Origin of the sequence: Halopseudomonas pertucinogena (genome assembly GCF_014646575.1) — a bacterium.
Lineage (GTDB): Bacteria > Pseudomonadota > Gammaproteobacteria > Pseudomonadales > Pseudomonadaceae > Halopseudomonas > Halopseudomonas pertucinogena.
In genome coordinates this window covers 148,501-162,426 of record NZ_BMNN01000003.1, presented here as the reverse complement: position 1 = coordinate 162,426, position 13,926 = coordinate 148,501, and the positions used below count along the sequence as shown (strand labels likewise).

Here is a 13,926-nt window from a genome sequence, read left to right as displayed (position 1 = left end):
CGCCCGCTGGATGGTCAGCCGCGCCTGGCCCCGAACTCTTCGGACAGAGTGCCGGGCTCTTCAACCGGTTTGTCTGCATAATCGCGCGGAGGTTCCAGCGTGTCGAACACGGGCTCGATCCGCTCCCGCGAGCCAGGCTCCGGCTCCTGATCCAGTGCTGCCAGCAGGCGCTGACGGGTCATGTCGTCGGGCGCCAGCTCCACGGCGGCCTGCCCCAGATGTTCCTGGATGTCCTGGTAGTTGCGGTTCAGGCGGCTGACCAGGCTGGCGGTGGTGTTGAAGTGGCTGGCGACTTCCTGCTGATATTCCTCGAAGCGCAGCTGGAGGCTCTCCAGCTGGGCCTGGGTGCTGGCGGAGTTGCCGCCGCTCAACCGGGGCGCCAGTCGCGCTACAATGACGCCTACGATAAAGCCCACGGCCAGGGCAATGACAACTGCAATCCACAGGTTTTCGCTTGTTTCCACCTTGGGTCCCTCGTTGAATCTTGAACGCGGTGCGCTTGCACCGCTCTGGTCTGCTGTTACGGTAGCGGCATTTCACTAACAAGGCTAGGGTCTGTTGGTGTTTCAGACCGGCTCAGGGTATGCGACGCAGACCTGTATATCCCAGTCACGGAGAATCCACATCATGAATCGCAGAACCGAGGAGCAGCTCCTCATCAATGGACCAGCCGGCGAGCTGGAAATTCTCGTCACCCGGGCGGAAAATCCGGCGGCGGTCGCGGTGATCTGTCATCCGCACCCGCTGCATGGCGGCACCATGCACAACAAGGTGGTGTCCACGCTGATGCGGGCGGCCCGCGATCGGGGTGCCAGTACCGTACGCTTCAACTTCCGCGGCGTCGGCAAGAGTGCCGGCGAGCACGCCGGTGGGGTGGGGGAGATTGATGACTGCAGGGCGGTGATCGACTGGGCCAGCACCGAGTTTCCCGGTCTGGCGCTGTGGTTGATGGGGTTCTCCTTCGGCGGCTACGTTGCTGCGGCCGCAGCCGCTGCACAGCCCGACTGGCCCCAGGCGGTGGTGCTGGTGGCTCCCTCGGTGGAACGCCAGCCCTTCGCCGACCTGATGCCACTGCCCGGCCCGGCCACGGTGATGATGGGCGAGGCAGACGAAGTGGTCGCTCCGCAGGCGGTATTCGAACTGCTGGACGGCCAGCCCGGGGTCAATATGGTGCGTTTCCCCGAGACCAGCCACTTCTTCCACGGCAAGCTGGTGGAGCTCAAGGAGGCGACGGAGCAGGTCCTGGGCTGATTGCCAAGAGGGGCGACGGCGGGTAGAGTAGCGACCCCTGTTTTACCCTGGACTCGCCAGTATGACGCCCCTCGAACGCTATCAGGCGGACCTCAAGCGTCCGGATTTCTTCCATGATCCCGCGCAGGAAAACGCCGTCAGGCATCTGCAGCGCCTCTACGACGACATCATCGCCGCCGGGCCGCCGCGCAGGGTGGGATTGCTGGGGCTGTTTGGCGGCAAGCGCAGCACCCCGATCAAGGGGCTCTATTTCTGGGGCGGTGTGGGGCGTGGCAAGACCTATCTGGTCGACACCTTCTTCGATGCGCTGCCGATCAAGCGCAAGATGCGCACCCACTTCCACCGCTTCATGCAGCGGGTGCACCAGGAGCTGCGCGAGCTCAAGGGTGAGAAGAATCCGCTGAAGGTGATTGCCCGCAAGTTCGCCGACGAGGCGCGGGTGATCTGCTTCGACGAGTTCTTCGTCTCCGACATCACCGACGCCATGATCCTCGGTACGCTGATGGAGGAGCTGTTCAATAATGGGGTCATCCTGGTAGCCACCTCGAACATCGTGCCCGACGGACTGTACAAGGACGGGTTGCAGCGCGCACGCTTTCTGCCGGCGATCGCCCTGCTCAACGAGCACACCGAGGTGGTCAATGTCGACAATGGCGTCGATTACCGGCTGCGGGCGCTGGAGCAGGCCGACCTCTACCACTATCCGCTGGGCGCCGAGGCCGAGGCCAGCCTGGAAAAGAGCTTTCGCAGCCTGGTTCTGGAGCCGGAGCACATCAGGCAGAATGCCGAGCTGACCATCGAGAACCGTGCCGTGCGCGCCGTGCGCCTGTACGAGAACGTGGCCTGGTTCGAGTTCCGTGAACTCTGCGACGGGCCGCGTAGCCAGAACGACTACATTGCCCTGGCCAAGATCTTTCAGGCCGTGCTGCTTTCCAACGTCGAGCAGATGACGGTGCACAAGGACGACATGGCCCGGCGCTTCATCAACCTGGTCGACGAGTTCTACGACCGCAACGTCAAGCTGATCATCTCGGCGGAAGTGCCGTTGAAGGATCTGTATGCCGGCGGGCGGCTGGACTTCGAATTCCAGCGTACCCTCAGCCGCCTGCTGGAAATGCAATCCCACGAGTTCCTGGCCCGGCCGCACAAGCCCTGACGCGCCGGCACGACTTTGCGCTCCTCGACGTAGGAGCCCCGACCTCGGGGCGATGGCCCAACCCCCGGGCGCGCTTTGCGCGCCGATCGCGCCGAGGTCGACGCTCCTACGTATAGAGAGGGGCGGCGCGGCAGGTTTCAGGGCTTCTGGGATGGCGCGGTCTGGCCGCTGGCGAGTCATACCAGCCCCAGCGTTGAGCCGCTTCTCCGATTGTAGGAGCCCCGACCCCGGGGCGAGGGGTCGGGGCTCGGTGCTGGCGCTCAGGGCGCCGGATTGGGCTGGCTGCGGTGAATCTCCTCAATGCTTTCCAGAATTTTGTCAGTCAATCCCATGTTGATGCTGCTCAGGTTGCGATTGAGCTGGTCCATGTTGGTCGCGCCGATAATGTTGCTGGTGACGAAGGGCTGGCGGGTGACGAAGGCCAGCGCCATCTGTGCCGGGTCCATGCCATGGTCGCGGGCCAGCTGCACGTAGCGGGCGCAGGCCTTCTGGGCCTGGGGGTTGGTGTAGCGGCTGAAGCGGCTGAACAGTGTCAGTCGTGCCTTGTCCGGACGCAACCCGTTCAGGTACTTGCCGGTCAGCGTGCCGAAGGCCAGCGGTGAATAGGCCAGCAGTCCCACCTGCTCGCGGATGGATATCTCGGCCATGCCCACTTCATAACTGCGGTTCAGCAGATTGTAGGGATTCTGCACGCTGACAATGCGCGGCCAGCCACGCGACTCGGCCAGCTGAAGAAAGCGGCTGGTGCCCCAGGGTGTTTCATTGGAAAGGCCGATATAGCGGATCTTGCCGGATCGAACCAGGTCGTCCAGCACCTCGAGGGTGTCCTCGATGGGAGTCAGCTGTTCGTCTGCTTCATGCTGATAGCCGAGCTGACCGAAGAAGTTGGTCTGCCGGTCCGGCCAGTGCAGCTGGTAGAGATCGATGTAATCGGTCTGCAGGCGGCGCAGACTGGCCTCCAGTGCCGCGGTGATGTGCTCCCTGTTGAAGCGGGTGTCGCCGTCGCGGATATGCAGCATGTTGCGGCTGGGGCCTGCCACCTTGCTCGCCAGGATCCAGTCCTCCCGTCCGCCGCGCTGCGCGAAGTAGTTGCCGATATAGGTTTCGGTGGAGCCATACGTCTCGCCGCGCGGCGGCACGGGGTACATCTCGGCGGTGTCGATGAAGTTGACCCCGGCGTCCCGGGCCCGGTCGATCTGGGCGAAGGCGTCGCTCTGGGAGTTCTGTTCTCCCCAGGTCATGGTGCCGAGGCACAGGGCGCTGACTTTGAGGGGGCTGGTACCCAGCGGGCGGTATAGCATGTCGGACTCCGTATCAGGTTGTCGGTGCACAGTATTGGTCATCATGAAATAAAGGTTGTAATTTTTCACCCCGTTGGCATAATGCCCGCCACTCTCGACAGGAAGCCTAGCCTGTCGTTGTTGTTACAGCCCGGAATGCCACCCAGACCCCACAGCCCCCACTGAGTGTCTGCCCAGGCTCACTGGTTGTAAAAACACATATCATTCTGTAAGATTCGCCCTCTTTGAAATCATAGAGCGGCCTCTGAGGCTAGGATTTAATGAAAACCTTCAGCGCCAAACCGGAAACAGTAAAACGCGACTGGTACGTAGTAGATGCCACAGGTCTGACCCTGGGTCGTCTGGCTACCGAAGTTGCTACCCGCCTGCGTGGCAAGCACAAGCCTGAATACACCCCCCACGTGGACACCGGCGATTACATCGTGATCGTGAATGCCGAGAAGATCCATGTGACCGGCAACAAGGTTCAGGACAAGATGTACTACAGCCACACTGGTTTTCCGGGTGGTCTCAAGTCGATGAACTTCGAGAAACTCAATCAGCGTGCTCCCGAGCGTATCATTGAGCTTGCTGTCAAGGGGATGCTGCCGCGCAACCCTCTGGGTCGTGCGATGTATCGCAAGATGAAAGTGTATGCCGGTGCCAACCACCCGCATGCAGCCCAGCAACCCCAAGAACTCAAGATCTAACAGGAGCTCACTATGTCGGTGACACAAAACTACGGTACTGGCCGTCGTAAAACCGCCACCGCTCGGGTGTTCCTGCGTCCGGGTACTGGCAACATTTCCATCAACAACCGCAGCCTCGATGTGTTCTTCGGTCGCGAAACTGCTCGCATGATCGTGCGTCAGCCGCTGGAACTGACCGAGACCACCGAGAAGTTCGACGTCTACGTGACTGTCGAAGGTGGTGGTATTTCCGGTCAGGCCGGTGCCATCCGCCACGGCATCACCCGCGCCCTGATGGAATACGACGAGACTCTGCGCGGCGAGCTGCGCAAGGCCGGCTTCGTTACTCGCGATGCCCGTGAAGTCGAGCGTAAGAAAGTGGGTCTGCGCAAAGCGCGTAAGCGTCCGCAATACTCCAAGCGCTGAGCCTTCGGCTTACGCTTTTCAAGAGCGCCCGGTTCCTTCTGGATACCGGGCGTTTTTGTATCTGCGACAAGGTGTCGCGTAGTCGGGAAGGGCTCCCGAGCCCCTGAAATAGCCGGTTTCAGGTAAACTCCCCGGGTTCCCGGATAATGGAGATCGCCTTGTCATGATAGGGGTTTTTCATTACCATCTGTTTCATTTTGTGCAGGCAGTTCAAAACTTGAAAAGGCCTTTTGCAAAGGTCTGATTAGCTGATGGGAGACGACTGGATGAGTAATGACGGCGTAAATAACGGCCGGCGTCGCTTCCTGGTGGCAGCCACGAGTGTGGTGGGTGCCGCTGGAGTAGTGGGGGTGGCTGTGCCCTTTGTGGGGTCATGGTTCCCAAGCGCAAGAGCCAAGGCGGCAGGTGCGCCGGTTAAGGTGAATGTCAGCAAGATCGAGCCGGGTCAGCAGATTGTTGCTGAGTGGCGTGGTCAGCCGGTATTCATCTCACGCCGGACGCCGGAGGCACTGGCCCTGCTGGAGGAAATGGATAGCATACTCGCCGATCCTGATTCCAAGTCCGCGGACCAGCCCGACTATATTACTGGCAGAAACCGCTCCATCAGGCCCGAACTGCTGGTCGTGCTGGGGATCTGCACCCACCTCGGCTGCTCGCCGCTGTTCAAGCCCCAGGTGGGTGCGGTGGACATGGGCGCAGACTGGAAAGGCGGCTACTTCTGCCCCTGTCACGGTTCGCACTATGACATGTCCGGTCGCGTATTCCGCAACAACCCGGCGCCCCTGAACCTGCCGGTTCCCCCGCACAGCTACGAGTCCGACGACGTGATTGTCATCGGGGTCGATCAGGAGGAGACTGCCTGATGAGCAAGTTACTCAACTGGGTCAACGAGCGTATGGCCGTCACTCAGGTATGGGAAGACCACCTGAGCAAGTACTACGCTCCGAAGAACTTCAACTTCTTCTATTTCTTCGGTTCCCTTGCCCTGCTGGTGCTGGTCAACCAGATCGTCACCGGTATCTGGCTGACCATGAGCTACGAGCCGTCCGGCGCCGGCGCCTTCGCTTCCGTCGAATACATCATGCGTGATGTGGAGTACGGCTGGCTGCTGCGCTACATGCACTCCACCGGCGCCTCCGCGTTCTTCGTGGTGGTCTACCTGCACATGCTGCGTGGCATCATGTACGGCTCCTACCGCAAGCCGCGCGAGCTGGTGTGGACCTTCGGCATGCTGATCTACCTGGCGCTGATGGCCGAAGCCTTCATGGGCTACGTACTGCCCTGGGGGCAGATGTCCTACTGGGGTGCCCAGGTGATCATCTCCCTGTTCGGTGCCATTCCGGTCATCGGTGATGACCTGGTGCAGTGGGTGCGTGGTGACTACCTGATCTCCGGTATCACCCTGAACCGCTTCTTCGCCCTGCACGTGGTGGCAGTGCCGATCGTTCTGCTGGGCCTGGTTGTGCTGCACATCATTGCCCTGCACGAAGTGGGTTCCAACAACCCCGACGGTATCGAGATCAAGAACCTGAAGGATGAAAACGGCGTTCCGCTGGACGGCATCCCGTTCCATCCGTACTACACCGTCAAGGATATCCTCGGCGTGGTGGTGTTCCTGTTCGTGTTCTGCACCGTGGTGTTCTTCTTCCCCGAGATGGGCGGCTACTTCCTCGAAAAGCCGAACTTCGAGATCTCCAACCCGCTGAAGACACCTGACCACATTGCTCCGGTATGGTACTTCACACCGTTCTACGCGATCCTGCGTGCGGTCCCGTCCATTGCCGGCTCGGCTCTGCCGGGTGTACTGGCCATGGGTGCCGCCATCGCTGTGCTGTTCGTGCTGCCATGGCTCGACCGTAGCCCGGTCAAGTCCATCCGCTACAAGGGCTGGATGAGCAAGCTGTGGCTGGTGCTGTTCTGCGTGAGCTTCGTGATTCTCGGCGTGCTGGGTGCAATCCCTGCCACCCCCGGGCGTACACTGCTGGCTCAGATCTGTACCGTTCTGTATTTTGCCTTCTTCATCCTGATGCCTTTCTACACCCGTATGGAGAAGACCAAACCGGTTCCGGAGAGGGTTACTGGCTGATGAAAAAACAACTGATTGCATTGATGTTCGCGCTGCTGCCCGGGTTTGCCATGGCTGCCGGGCCCAGCGTGGAGCTGGACAAGGCCAACGTCGATACCTCCGACAAGGCTGCGCTGCAGGACGGCGCCCGTACCTTCGTCAACTACTGCATGGGCTGCCACTCGGCCCAGTACCAGCGTTACGAGCGGGTCGCCACTGACCTGGGCATTCCTGAAGAGCTGATGATGGAAAACATGGTGTTCACCGGTGCGCTCTACGGCGAGCACATGAAGATCGGCATGCGTCCCGAGGACTCCAAGGTATGGTTCGGCGCTGCGCCGCCGGACCTGACCATGGTTGCCCGCGTTCGCGGAGAGGACTGGCTGTACAGCTACATGCGCTCCTTCTATGAAGATCCTTCCCGCCCCTTCGGCTGGAACAACACGGTCTTCGAGAATGTCGGCATGCCGCATGTGCTGGCAGAGCTCCAGGGTCGCCAGGTCAAGGGCCGCGCCCCGGCTCCGGTGTACGAGAATGGCAAGGTGGTTCGCGACCCGCTGACAGGCGAAGCGATGCTGGAAGAGCAGGATGATGTGCTCTACGTGGTGGAGGGTACCGGTACCCAGACTGCGGAAGAGTACGACACTACCGTGCGCAACCTGGTCGCCTTCCTCAGCTACTCGGCAGATCCGATCAAGGAAACCCGTCACCGCATCGGTGTCTACGTGCTGATCTACCTGGCGTTCCTGTTCGTGTTCGCCTACCTGCTCAAGCGCGAGTACTGGCGGGATGTGAAGTGATCGACAGCGGTACCCGTTGATCAAAAGAACGCGCCCTTTCGGGCGCGTTCTTGTTTCTGGGGTATAATGGGCGCTTTCGATCAAGCCGCAGGGATAACGGTTAGCGCCCGAGTCCGCTGCAGATGAGGGTTGATATATATGAGTATTGCCGCCAACAAGCGTTCTTCGATGGCCTTTTTTTCTGATCCGACCGACCAGTACTGTCACCGAGTGCGCATTGTCCTGGCTGAAAAAGGTGTGACAGTCGATATCATTGATGTCGAGCCGGATAATCATCCGCAGGAGCTTGCCGAGGTAAACCCCTACAATACGGTCCCCACCCTGCTTGACCGTGACCTGGTGCTCTACGAGCCCAACATCATGATGGAATACCTGGACGAACGCTTCCCGCACCCGCCGCTGCTGCCGGTGTACCCGGTGGCCCGCGCCAACAGCCGTCTGCTGATGTACCGTATCCAGCGCGACTGGAGCGTTCTGGTCGACGTACTGACCAATCCGGCCAGCACCGCCGCCGCCATCACCCAGGCGCGCAAGGAGCTGCGCGAGAGCCTGACCGGCGTGGCGCCGGTATTTGCCGAAATGCCTTTCTTCATGAGCGAGGAATACAGCCTGGTGGATTGCTGTCTTGCCCCTATCCTGTGGCGTCTGCCGCATCTGGGCATCGAGCTGCCCAAGCAGGCCAAGCCGCTGCAGGACTACATGGATCGCATCTTTGCCCGGGAAGGTTTCATCGGCAGCCTGTCGGCCGCCGAGCGCAACATGCAATGACCGGTACCCGGAGGAGAAGAGCACCATGCAGATGAGCTCAAGCCGCCCCTATCTGATCAGGGCGCTCTATGAATGGATTCTGGACAACGATTGCACGCCCTACCTGCTGGTCAGCGCTGCCCACCCGGGCACCGCGGTGCCGGAAGGTTTTGTTGAAGGTGGCCAGATCGTCCTGAACCTGTCACCGACTGCGATCCGCGACCTCGACATGGACAATGAGCGTATCTGCTTCAATGGGCGCTTCGGTGGCGTTGCCCAGCAGGTATGGATCCCGGTCGGCGCGGTCATGGCGATCTACGCGCGGGAGAACGGGCAGGGCATGGTCTTCGAGATCGATACCGAAACCCCGCCGCCGGAGGATCAGGGGCCCGGTGACGAACCGCCGAAGCCCACTGGAAGACCCTCACTCAAGGTAGTGAAATAGCACAGAGGGCAGGGGAGGAGCGCCGCCCCTCCTCAGTCGATGTACTCGAACAGCTTCACGATCCGCTGAACCCCGCCTACCCGCTGTACTGCCGCCACCGCGGCGTCCGCCTCGGCTCGCGTCACCAGCCCCATCAGATAGACGGCACCGGCTTCGGTGGTCACCTTGATCCGCCGACCCGGGATATTGCTGTCAGCCAGCATGCGGGTCTTGGCGCTGGAGGTGATCAGCGCGTCGTTGTTGCGTGCCAGCAGCGACAGTTTCGGTCCGACGGTCAGCTCGTTATGCACCACCTTGACCCGCTGAACCCGCTTCGCCGTGTCTCCGGCCAGCTGGATCAACTCTGCGCGCGGTACCTGGCCTGCCAGCAATACCACGCCGTTGTAGCTGACGACAGTGAAACGGGCCTCGGATTCCAGGTCAGGGTGCGCCTTGGCGATATTGACCGAGGCGCGGGTTTCGATCAGCTGGTCGTCAATGCTGCTGCCCAGGGTGCGGGTGCCATAGTTGCTCTGCATCGGCGTGTCCCGCGTCGCGGTCAGCACGCTGCTGCAGCCGGCCAGAGTGAGTGCGAGCAGGACGACAGCGATACGGGTCATTCCTCGCTCCCGAACAGCTGACGGTCAATCAGGTCGCACAGGCAATGGATGGCCAGCAGGTGGACTTCCTGGATGCGTGCGGTGGAGCGGGCCGGTACGCGGATCTCCACGTCCTCGGGCAGCAGCAGCGAGGTCATGGCGCCGCCATCGCGGCCGGTCAGGGCAACAACATGCATTTCCCGGTCATGGGCGGCCTGTATCGCCTGCAGCACGTTGGCCGAGTTGCCGCTGGTGGAGATCGCCAGCAGCACATCGCCGGGCTGCCCCAGCGCGCGGATCTGCTTGGAAAACACTTCCTCGTAGCTGTAGTCGTTGGCGATCGAGGTGATGGTGGAGCTGTCGGTGGTCAGCGCGATCGCCGGCAGGCTCGGGCGCTCGCGCTCGAAGCGGTTGAGCAGCTCGGACGAGAAGTGCTGGGCGTCGCCGGCGGAACCACCGTTGCCGCAACTGAGGATCTTGCGCTCGCTGAGCAGCGCATTGACCATCAACTGGCTGCCCTGCTCGATGCTTGGACCAAGCACATCCATGGCGCGGGTCTTGGTTTCTATGCTGTCGGTGAACAGCTGTCTGATGCGGTGTTGCATATCCATAAAAGAAGGCTCGCTAGCAAGTAAAAGCTTCCCGGATCCAGCGGTAGGAGGCGGGATCCGCAGGGTCGCCGACGGCGGCGACTACATCAAAGCGACAGGGCTGGTCGGCGAGGTGGGGGTGTGTCAGCAGGTAGAAGTGCGCGGCGGCGATCAAGCGTTTCTGCTTGCGCCAGTCGACTGTCTCCGACGCGTCGCCCCACAGGTCTCGTCGCCTGTAGCGTACTTCGACGAATACTACTGTATCGGCATCCCGCATGACCAGATCAAGCTCGCCCTGTTTGCACCGGTAATTGCGCGCCATCAGGCGCATCCCGGCGTTGAGCAGCAACTGCTCAGCCTGGCGCTCGGCGATGCCGCCGGTAACCTGGCGGCTGGTCTGGCGACCGCTCACCACTCGGATGAACCGGTTGCCGGATGCAGTTGTCCGTCGATCATCTCGCCCCAGGACAGGACCCGACGTACCCGGCCGTCCTGATCCAGCGACAGCAGGCCGGTGGCACCCTGGATGCGCGTCTCGGGCTGCTCCTGCATCTGCAGCAGACGGTTGAAGATGCGCTGGGCGTCCACCCCCATTGCATACAGGCGGCCCATGGGGCCAGCCGCTGCGGGCCACGAGCTGACCACGGTGTCATAGAGCGGGTCGGAGTTGTGCAGCAGCCAGGGTATTTCGCCGATCTTCAGCCCGTCGACATCCTGGTTCGGTTCGCCGTGAACCGACAGTCGATAGGCGTGGGAGGTGGCGTACACCGGCAGGTCGCCCGCATACTGGAAAACCAGCGTCGGCTTGATCTGCCTGGCCTGCAGCGGGTTGGCAGCCAGGAACAGGGCCTCCAGCTCCGGCCGTGGTGTGGGCTGCACGGTCACGCTGCTGCCGAGCACCTCCTGGATGCGCTGATTGCGCCGCTCGCTGTCCTGCACCCGCAGCAGATCGGCAATCTGCCCGGCGATGGCTGCCGGCTCATCAATGATCTCATGGCCGACCAGCGTGCCCCCGAGTTCCTGCCATTGCTGGGCAAAAGCCTGCGCGGCGCGTGCACCCCAGTCCTCGCGGTTGGCGAGAATCGCCATCTGCCGGTGCCCATCTTCCCAGGCGCGCAGGGCAGCGGAACGGGCTTCGTCTTCGGGGGCCAGGCCGAACTGGAACAGGCCTGCCGGGGCGTCGGCATTGCTGTCGGCATAATTCAGCGCCAGGGTGGGCAGGGGCAGCTCGGGCAGGGCGGCCAGGCGGGCCACCTGCTGGCGGTCCAGCGGGCCGATCACCCACTGGACGCCGTCTGCCTGGGCCTGCTGGTAGAACTGCAGCAGGTCGGCGTAATTGCCGCTGTCGTACATGCTGACCTGAGGCTGCGCCAGCCCCTGGCTCAGGGCGTTGTACTGGGCTGCGAGAAAGCCGTCGCGCAGTGCGTCGGCAGCGCCGGCCAGACTGCCCTCGAAGGGCAGCAGCAGGGCGATATGCTCGGGGCGCTCGGCATGCAGCTCCATCAACCGGCTGATCGCCTCCGGTGGCGAGCTCGCGGCGGGATGGTCCGGATAGCGATTGCGCCACTGCTGCAGCGCGTGGACCTGCAGATCCAGGTTGCCGGTCTCCCGGGGAATGATCGCCAGTGCCAGCCAGCCGGCGGTCTCGCCGCTGGCCGAGGCGGCGGCCTGGCGCAGCTGATCTGTCGGGGTCTGGTTCAGTGACTCCCAGATGGCGTTGAGGTTCTGTTCCCGCTGGGCCTCCGGCAGCATGGCATGGATGAACATCCGCTCCTGGGCGGCGTTCAGGTGCTCGCCGGTGGCGGCCATGGTTTCAGCGCGCAGCAGCTGGATGTCCAGCTCGCGCTGCGGGGACAGGCCGTCCAGCTGCTGCAGGGAGGGATGGCGCAGGGCGCGCAGCGCAGAGCCGGGCTGCCCCAAGGCAAGCTCACTGCGGGCCTGCAGCTCGCTGAAGCGCTGTTGCTGGTCCAGCGGCAGGTCGCTCTGCGGGATCATGGCGAGAATGCTGCGCACCTGCTCGGGCTGGTTGCGGTCCCACGCGGTCTGGGCGGCATGCAGTCGCAACAGGTTGGCTTCCGCCCCGTCACGCCGTTCGGCGCGGCGCAGGATGTCCTCGATCGGGGCATCGGTGGCAGTGGGCAGTTCTGAAAGCTGGCGGGGCGTCGACGAGCAACCGGCGATCAGCGAAGCGAGGATCAGGCCGGCAAGCGGCAGGCGAATCATGCGGAACATCGGGCAGGGTACCTTGAGCTGGGGCGTGCTTTGCGCCTAGTGTAACCAAGCTCACCCGGGCTCGCCATGTGCTTGGCCGGAAACCAGTCACGTCCTGTACAATCAGCAGCCGGTTCAAACAGGAATCATCATGACCACCACTGCCGGTACCCTTTATGTCGTCGCCACCCCGATCGGCAATCTGCAGGATATGAGTGCCCGGGCGCTGGACGTGCTCCGGTCAGCCGCCTTGATCGCTGCCGAAGATACCCGACACAGCGCCCGTCTGCTTCAGCACTTCGGTATCACCACGCCGACCACGGCCTGCCATGATCACAACGAGCGGGACAAGAGTCAGCGTCTGGTCGAACGGCTGCTTGCCGGGGATGACCTGGCGCTGATCTCCGACGCCGGTACCCCGCTGATATCCGACCCGGGCTTTCATCTGGTGCGCCAGGCCCGTGATGCCGGCGTGCGCGTCGTGCCGGTGCCCGGCGCCTGCGCCCTCATCGCCGCGCTCAGTGCAGCGGGTCTGCCGTCGGACCGCTTCAGCTTCGAAGGCTTTCTGCCGGCCAAGGGGCATGGTCGGCGCCAGCGCATCGAGGCGCTGGCTGCGGAACAGCGGACCTGGATGGTCTACGAGGCGCCCCATCGTCTGCTCGAATGCCTGGAAGACATGCGTGAGCTGCTGGGCGCAGGGCGTCAGGTGGTGCTGGCCCGGGAGTTGACCAAGACCTTCGAGACCATTCGAGGTGCGCCGCTGGGCGAGCTGGTGGAATGGGTGCGCAGCGATCCGGATCAGCAGCGGGGCGAGTGTGTGCTGGTGGTGGAAGGTGCGCCCGCGCCTGATGATGAGTCGCTGGACCCGGCGGCCGAGCGGGTGCTGGATGTATTGCTCGAAGAGCTGCCGGTGAAACAGGCCGCCGCACTGGCCGCACGGATCACCGGCCTGAAGAAGAACCGGCTGTACCAGCTGGCGCTGGAAAAAGCCCGTCCTTGAGCGATCAATGCTTGCCGTTGGGCTTGAACAGGGCTAACCTTGCCTCAGGAGTTGGCCGGACAGTCGCTGTATCGCTTCGGTGATATGGAGGAAAGTCCGGGCTCCACAGGGCAGAGTGCCAGGTAACGCCTGGGAGGCGCGAGCCTACGGAAAGTGCAGCAGAGAGCAGACCGCCTAAGCGCGCAAGCGCCGGTAAGGGTGAAAGGGTGCGGTAAGAGCGCACCGCGCGACTGGTAACAGTTCGTGGCACGGTAAACCCCACTCGGAGCAAGACCAAATAGGAACCCTTCGGTGCGGCCCGCACTGGGTTCGGGTAGGTTGCTACAGGCAGTCAGTGATGGCTGTCGCAGAGGAATGGCTGTCCTCGACAGAACCCGGCTTACAGGCCAACTCCTTTTTCTTTTCCCGCCTCGCCCATTCGTGTGAAAAAAATATTTCCACCTCATGTTTGACTTTAAGTTGCATGAGTATCCCCTTGTAATTCCTTTTTATTTCTCTCCGCGCTCCGTCTAGGTGCAGCGCTTCGCTACCCGCCATACGCCCTAAACCCGCGCCATATAAGGCTTTTCTGTGAATTGGTCACTTGACGCTGTATGGGCGCCTTTCTATAGTGTGCCGAAGTGGTGTGAAGTGGGGCAAAGTGGACTTTTTTGGGATTTGCGTGGTCACAGTATCGGTCTCATCAGGG

General features: G+C 62.3%; 16 protein-coding genes and 1 other RNA gene. 11 read left to right on the top strand and 6 right to left on the bottom strand.

Annotation, left to right across the window (positions count from 1 at the left end; translation table 11 throughout):
* Window positions 1-14: 14 nt before the first annotated feature.
* Entirely contained in the window at window positions 15-464 is a 450-nt protein-coding gene (locus IEW63_RS08615; RefSeq protein WP_188636212.1) for a Z-ring associated ZapG family protein, read from the bottom strand.
* A gap of 163 nt (window positions 465-627) precedes the next feature.
* On the opposite strand from IEW63_RS08615, the gene IEW63_RS08610 reads away from it, so the two are divergent.
* Window positions 628-1,251, top strand: a complete 624-nt coding sequence (locus tag IEW63_RS08610; protein ID WP_188636211.1) for an alpha/beta hydrolase — start codon at window positions 628-630, stop codon at window positions 1,249-1,251.
* Window positions 1,252-1,312: 61 nt separating this feature from the next.
* Window positions 1,313-2,407, top strand: coding sequence for a cell division protein ZapE (zapE, locus tag IEW63_RS08605; protein WP_188636210.1), 1,095 nt, complete (start codon window positions 1,313-1,315; stop codon window positions 2,405-2,407).
* 260 nt (window positions 2,408-2,667) lie between these two features.
* Here the strand turns inward: zapE and IEW63_RS08600 are convergent, their stop codons facing one another.
* Window positions 2,668-3,708, bottom strand: a complete 1,041-nt coding sequence (locus IEW63_RS08600; protein ID WP_188636209.1) for an NADP(H)-dependent aldo-keto reductase — start codon at window positions 3,706-3,708, stop codon at window positions 2,668-2,670.
* 260 nt (window positions 3,709-3,968) lie between these two features.
* On the opposite strand from IEW63_RS08600, the gene rplM reads away from it, so the two are divergent.
* The 7 genes from rplM to IEW63_RS08565 all read left to right on the top strand — a co-directional run bounded on the left by rplM (window position 3,969) and on the right by IEW63_RS08565 (window position 8,859).
* The gene (rplM, locus tag IEW63_RS08595) at window positions 3,969-4,397 is read left to right on the top strand and encodes a 50S ribosomal protein L13 (RefSeq protein WP_188636208.1); all 429 of its coding nucleotides are present in this window, start codon (window positions 3,969-3,971) and stop codon (window positions 4,395-4,397) included.
* Window positions 4,398-4,409: 12 nt separating this feature from the next.
* Complete coding sequence (gene rpsI / locus IEW63_RS08590; protein WP_188636207.1) at window positions 4,410-4,802, top strand: 30S ribosomal protein S9; 393 nt, start codon at window positions 4,410-4,412, stop codon at window positions 4,800-4,802.
* Window positions 4,803-5,068: 266 nt separating this feature from the next.
* Window positions 5,069-5,665 (top strand): ubiquinol-cytochrome c reductase iron-sulfur subunit, encoded by a 597-nt coding sequence (gene petA, locus IEW63_RS08585; protein ID WP_188636206.1) that lies wholly within the window; start codon window positions 5,069-5,071, stop codon window positions 5,663-5,665.
* Window positions 5,665-6,888 (top strand): cytochrome b, encoded by a 1,224-nt coding sequence (locus tag IEW63_RS08580; protein WP_188636205.1) that lies wholly within the window; start codon window positions 5,665-5,667, stop codon window positions 6,886-6,888. The genes petA and IEW63_RS08580 overlap by 1 nt, the downstream gene beginning before the upstream one ends.
* Window positions 6,888-7,667, top strand: a complete 780-nt coding sequence (locus IEW63_RS08575) for a cytochrome c1 (protein WP_188636204.1) — start codon at window positions 6,888-6,890, stop codon at window positions 7,665-7,667. Before IEW63_RS08580 ends, IEW63_RS08575 begins: the two co-directional genes overlap by 1 nt.
* Before the next feature lie 138 nt (window positions 7,668-7,805).
* A complete protein-coding gene (locus IEW63_RS08570; protein ID WP_188636203.1) occupies window positions 7,806-8,435 on the top strand; it encodes a glutathione S-transferase N-terminal domain-containing protein in 630 nt (209 codons plus the stop codon).
* Between the two features lie 31 nt (window positions 8,436-8,466).
* A complete protein-coding gene (locus IEW63_RS08565) occupies window positions 8,467-8,859 on the top strand; it encodes a ClpXP protease specificity-enhancing factor (protein ID WP_188636370.1) in 393 nt (130 codons plus the stop codon).
* Window positions 8,860-8,891: 32 nt separating this feature from the next.
* Here IEW63_RS08565 and IEW63_RS08560 read toward each other — a convergent pair whose 3' ends face one another.
* The 4 genes from IEW63_RS08560 to IEW63_RS08545 are packed head-to-tail and all read right to left on the bottom strand — an operon-like array spanning window position 8,892 to window position 12,259.
* Window positions 8,892-9,458 (bottom strand): BON domain-containing protein, encoded by a 567-nt coding sequence (locus tag IEW63_RS08560; RefSeq protein WP_188636202.1) that lies wholly within the window; start codon window positions 9,456-9,458, stop codon window positions 8,892-8,894.
* On the bottom strand, window positions 9,455-10,048 hold the full coding sequence (locus IEW63_RS08555; protein ID WP_188636201.1) for a phosphoheptose isomerase: 594 nt from the start codon (window positions 10,046-10,048) through the stop codon (window positions 9,455-9,457). Before IEW63_RS08555 ends, IEW63_RS08560 begins: the two co-directional genes overlap by 4 nt.
* Window positions 10,049-10,061: 13 nt before the next feature.
* Complete coding sequence (locus IEW63_RS08550) at window positions 10,062-10,442, bottom strand: YraN family protein (protein ID WP_373288219.1); 381 nt, start codon at window positions 10,440-10,442, stop codon at window positions 10,062-10,064.
* Complete coding sequence (locus IEW63_RS08545; protein ID WP_188636199.1) at window positions 10,436-12,259, bottom strand: penicillin-binding protein activator; 1,824 nt, start codon at window positions 12,257-12,259, stop codon at window positions 10,436-10,438. The genes IEW63_RS08550 and IEW63_RS08545 overlap by 7 nt, the downstream gene beginning before the upstream one ends.
* A gap of 130 nt (window positions 12,260-12,389) precedes the next feature.
* Between IEW63_RS08545 and rsmI the strand changes: the two genes are divergently transcribed.
* On the top strand, window positions 12,390-13,238 hold the full coding sequence (rsmI, locus tag IEW63_RS08540; RefSeq protein ID WP_188636198.1) for a 16S rRNA (cytidine(1402)-2'-O)-methyltransferase: 849 nt from the start codon (window positions 12,390-12,392) through the stop codon (window positions 13,236-13,238).
* Window positions 13,239-13,285: 47 nt separating this feature from the next.
* Window positions 13,286-13,636, top strand: an RNA gene (gene rnpB, locus IEW63_RS08535) — RNase P RNA component class A.
* The last annotated feature ends 290 nt before the right edge of the window (window positions 13,637-13,926 follow it).

Bases quoted from the DNA above. Each gene is read 5' to 3' on its own strand.
- IEW63_RS08580 (WP_188636205.1), top strand. From the start codon at position 5,665: ATGAGCAAGTTACTCAACTGGGTCAACGAGCGTATGGCCGTCACTCAG.
- rplM (WP_188636208.1), top strand. From the start codon at position 3,969: ATGAAAACCTTCAGCGCCAAACCGGAAACAGTAAAACGCGACTGGTAC.
- petA (WP_188636206.1), top strand. From the start codon at position 5,069: ATGAGTAATGACGGCGTAAATAACGGCCGGCGTCGCTTCCTGGTGGCA.
- rsmI (WP_188636198.1), top strand. From the start codon at position 12,390: ATGACCACCACTGCCGGTACCCTTTATGTCGTCGCCACCCCGATCGGC.
- IEW63_RS08610 (WP_188636211.1), top strand. From the start codon at position 628: ATGAATCGCAGAACCGAGGAGCAGCTCCTCATCAATGGACCAGCCGGC.
- IEW63_RS08600 (WP_188636209.1), bottom strand. From the start codon at position 3,708: ATGCTATACCGCCCGCTGGGTACCAGCCCCCTCAAAGTCAGCGCCCTG.
- IEW63_RS08560 (WP_188636202.1), bottom strand. From the start codon at position 9,458: ATGACCCGTATCGCTGTCGTCCTGCTCGCACTCACTCTGGCCGGCTGC.
- zapE (WP_188636210.1), top strand. From the start codon at position 1,313: ATGACGCCCCTCGAACGCTATCAGGCGGACCTCAAGCGTCCGGATTTC.
- IEW63_RS08565 (WP_188636370.1), top strand. From the start codon at position 8,467: ATGAGCTCAAGCCGCCCCTATCTGATCAGGGCGCTCTATGAATGGATT.
- IEW63_RS08555 (WP_188636201.1), bottom strand. From the start codon at position 10,048: ATGGATATGCAACACCGCATCAGACAGCTGTTCACCGACAGCATAGAA.
- IEW63_RS08570 (WP_188636203.1), top strand. From the start codon at position 7,806: ATGAGTATTGCCGCCAACAAGCGTTCTTCGATGGCCTTTTTTTCTGAT.
- IEW63_RS08545 (WP_188636199.1), bottom strand. From the start codon at position 12,259: ATGTTCCGCATGATTCGCCTGCCGCTTGCCGGCCTGATCCTCGCTTCG.
- rpsI (WP_188636207.1), top strand. From the start codon at position 4,410: ATGTCGGTGACACAAAACTACGGTACTGGCCGTCGTAAAACCGCCACC.
- IEW63_RS08575 (WP_188636204.1), top strand. From the start codon at position 6,888: ATGAAAAAACAACTGATTGCATTGATGTTCGCGCTGCTGCCCGGGTTT.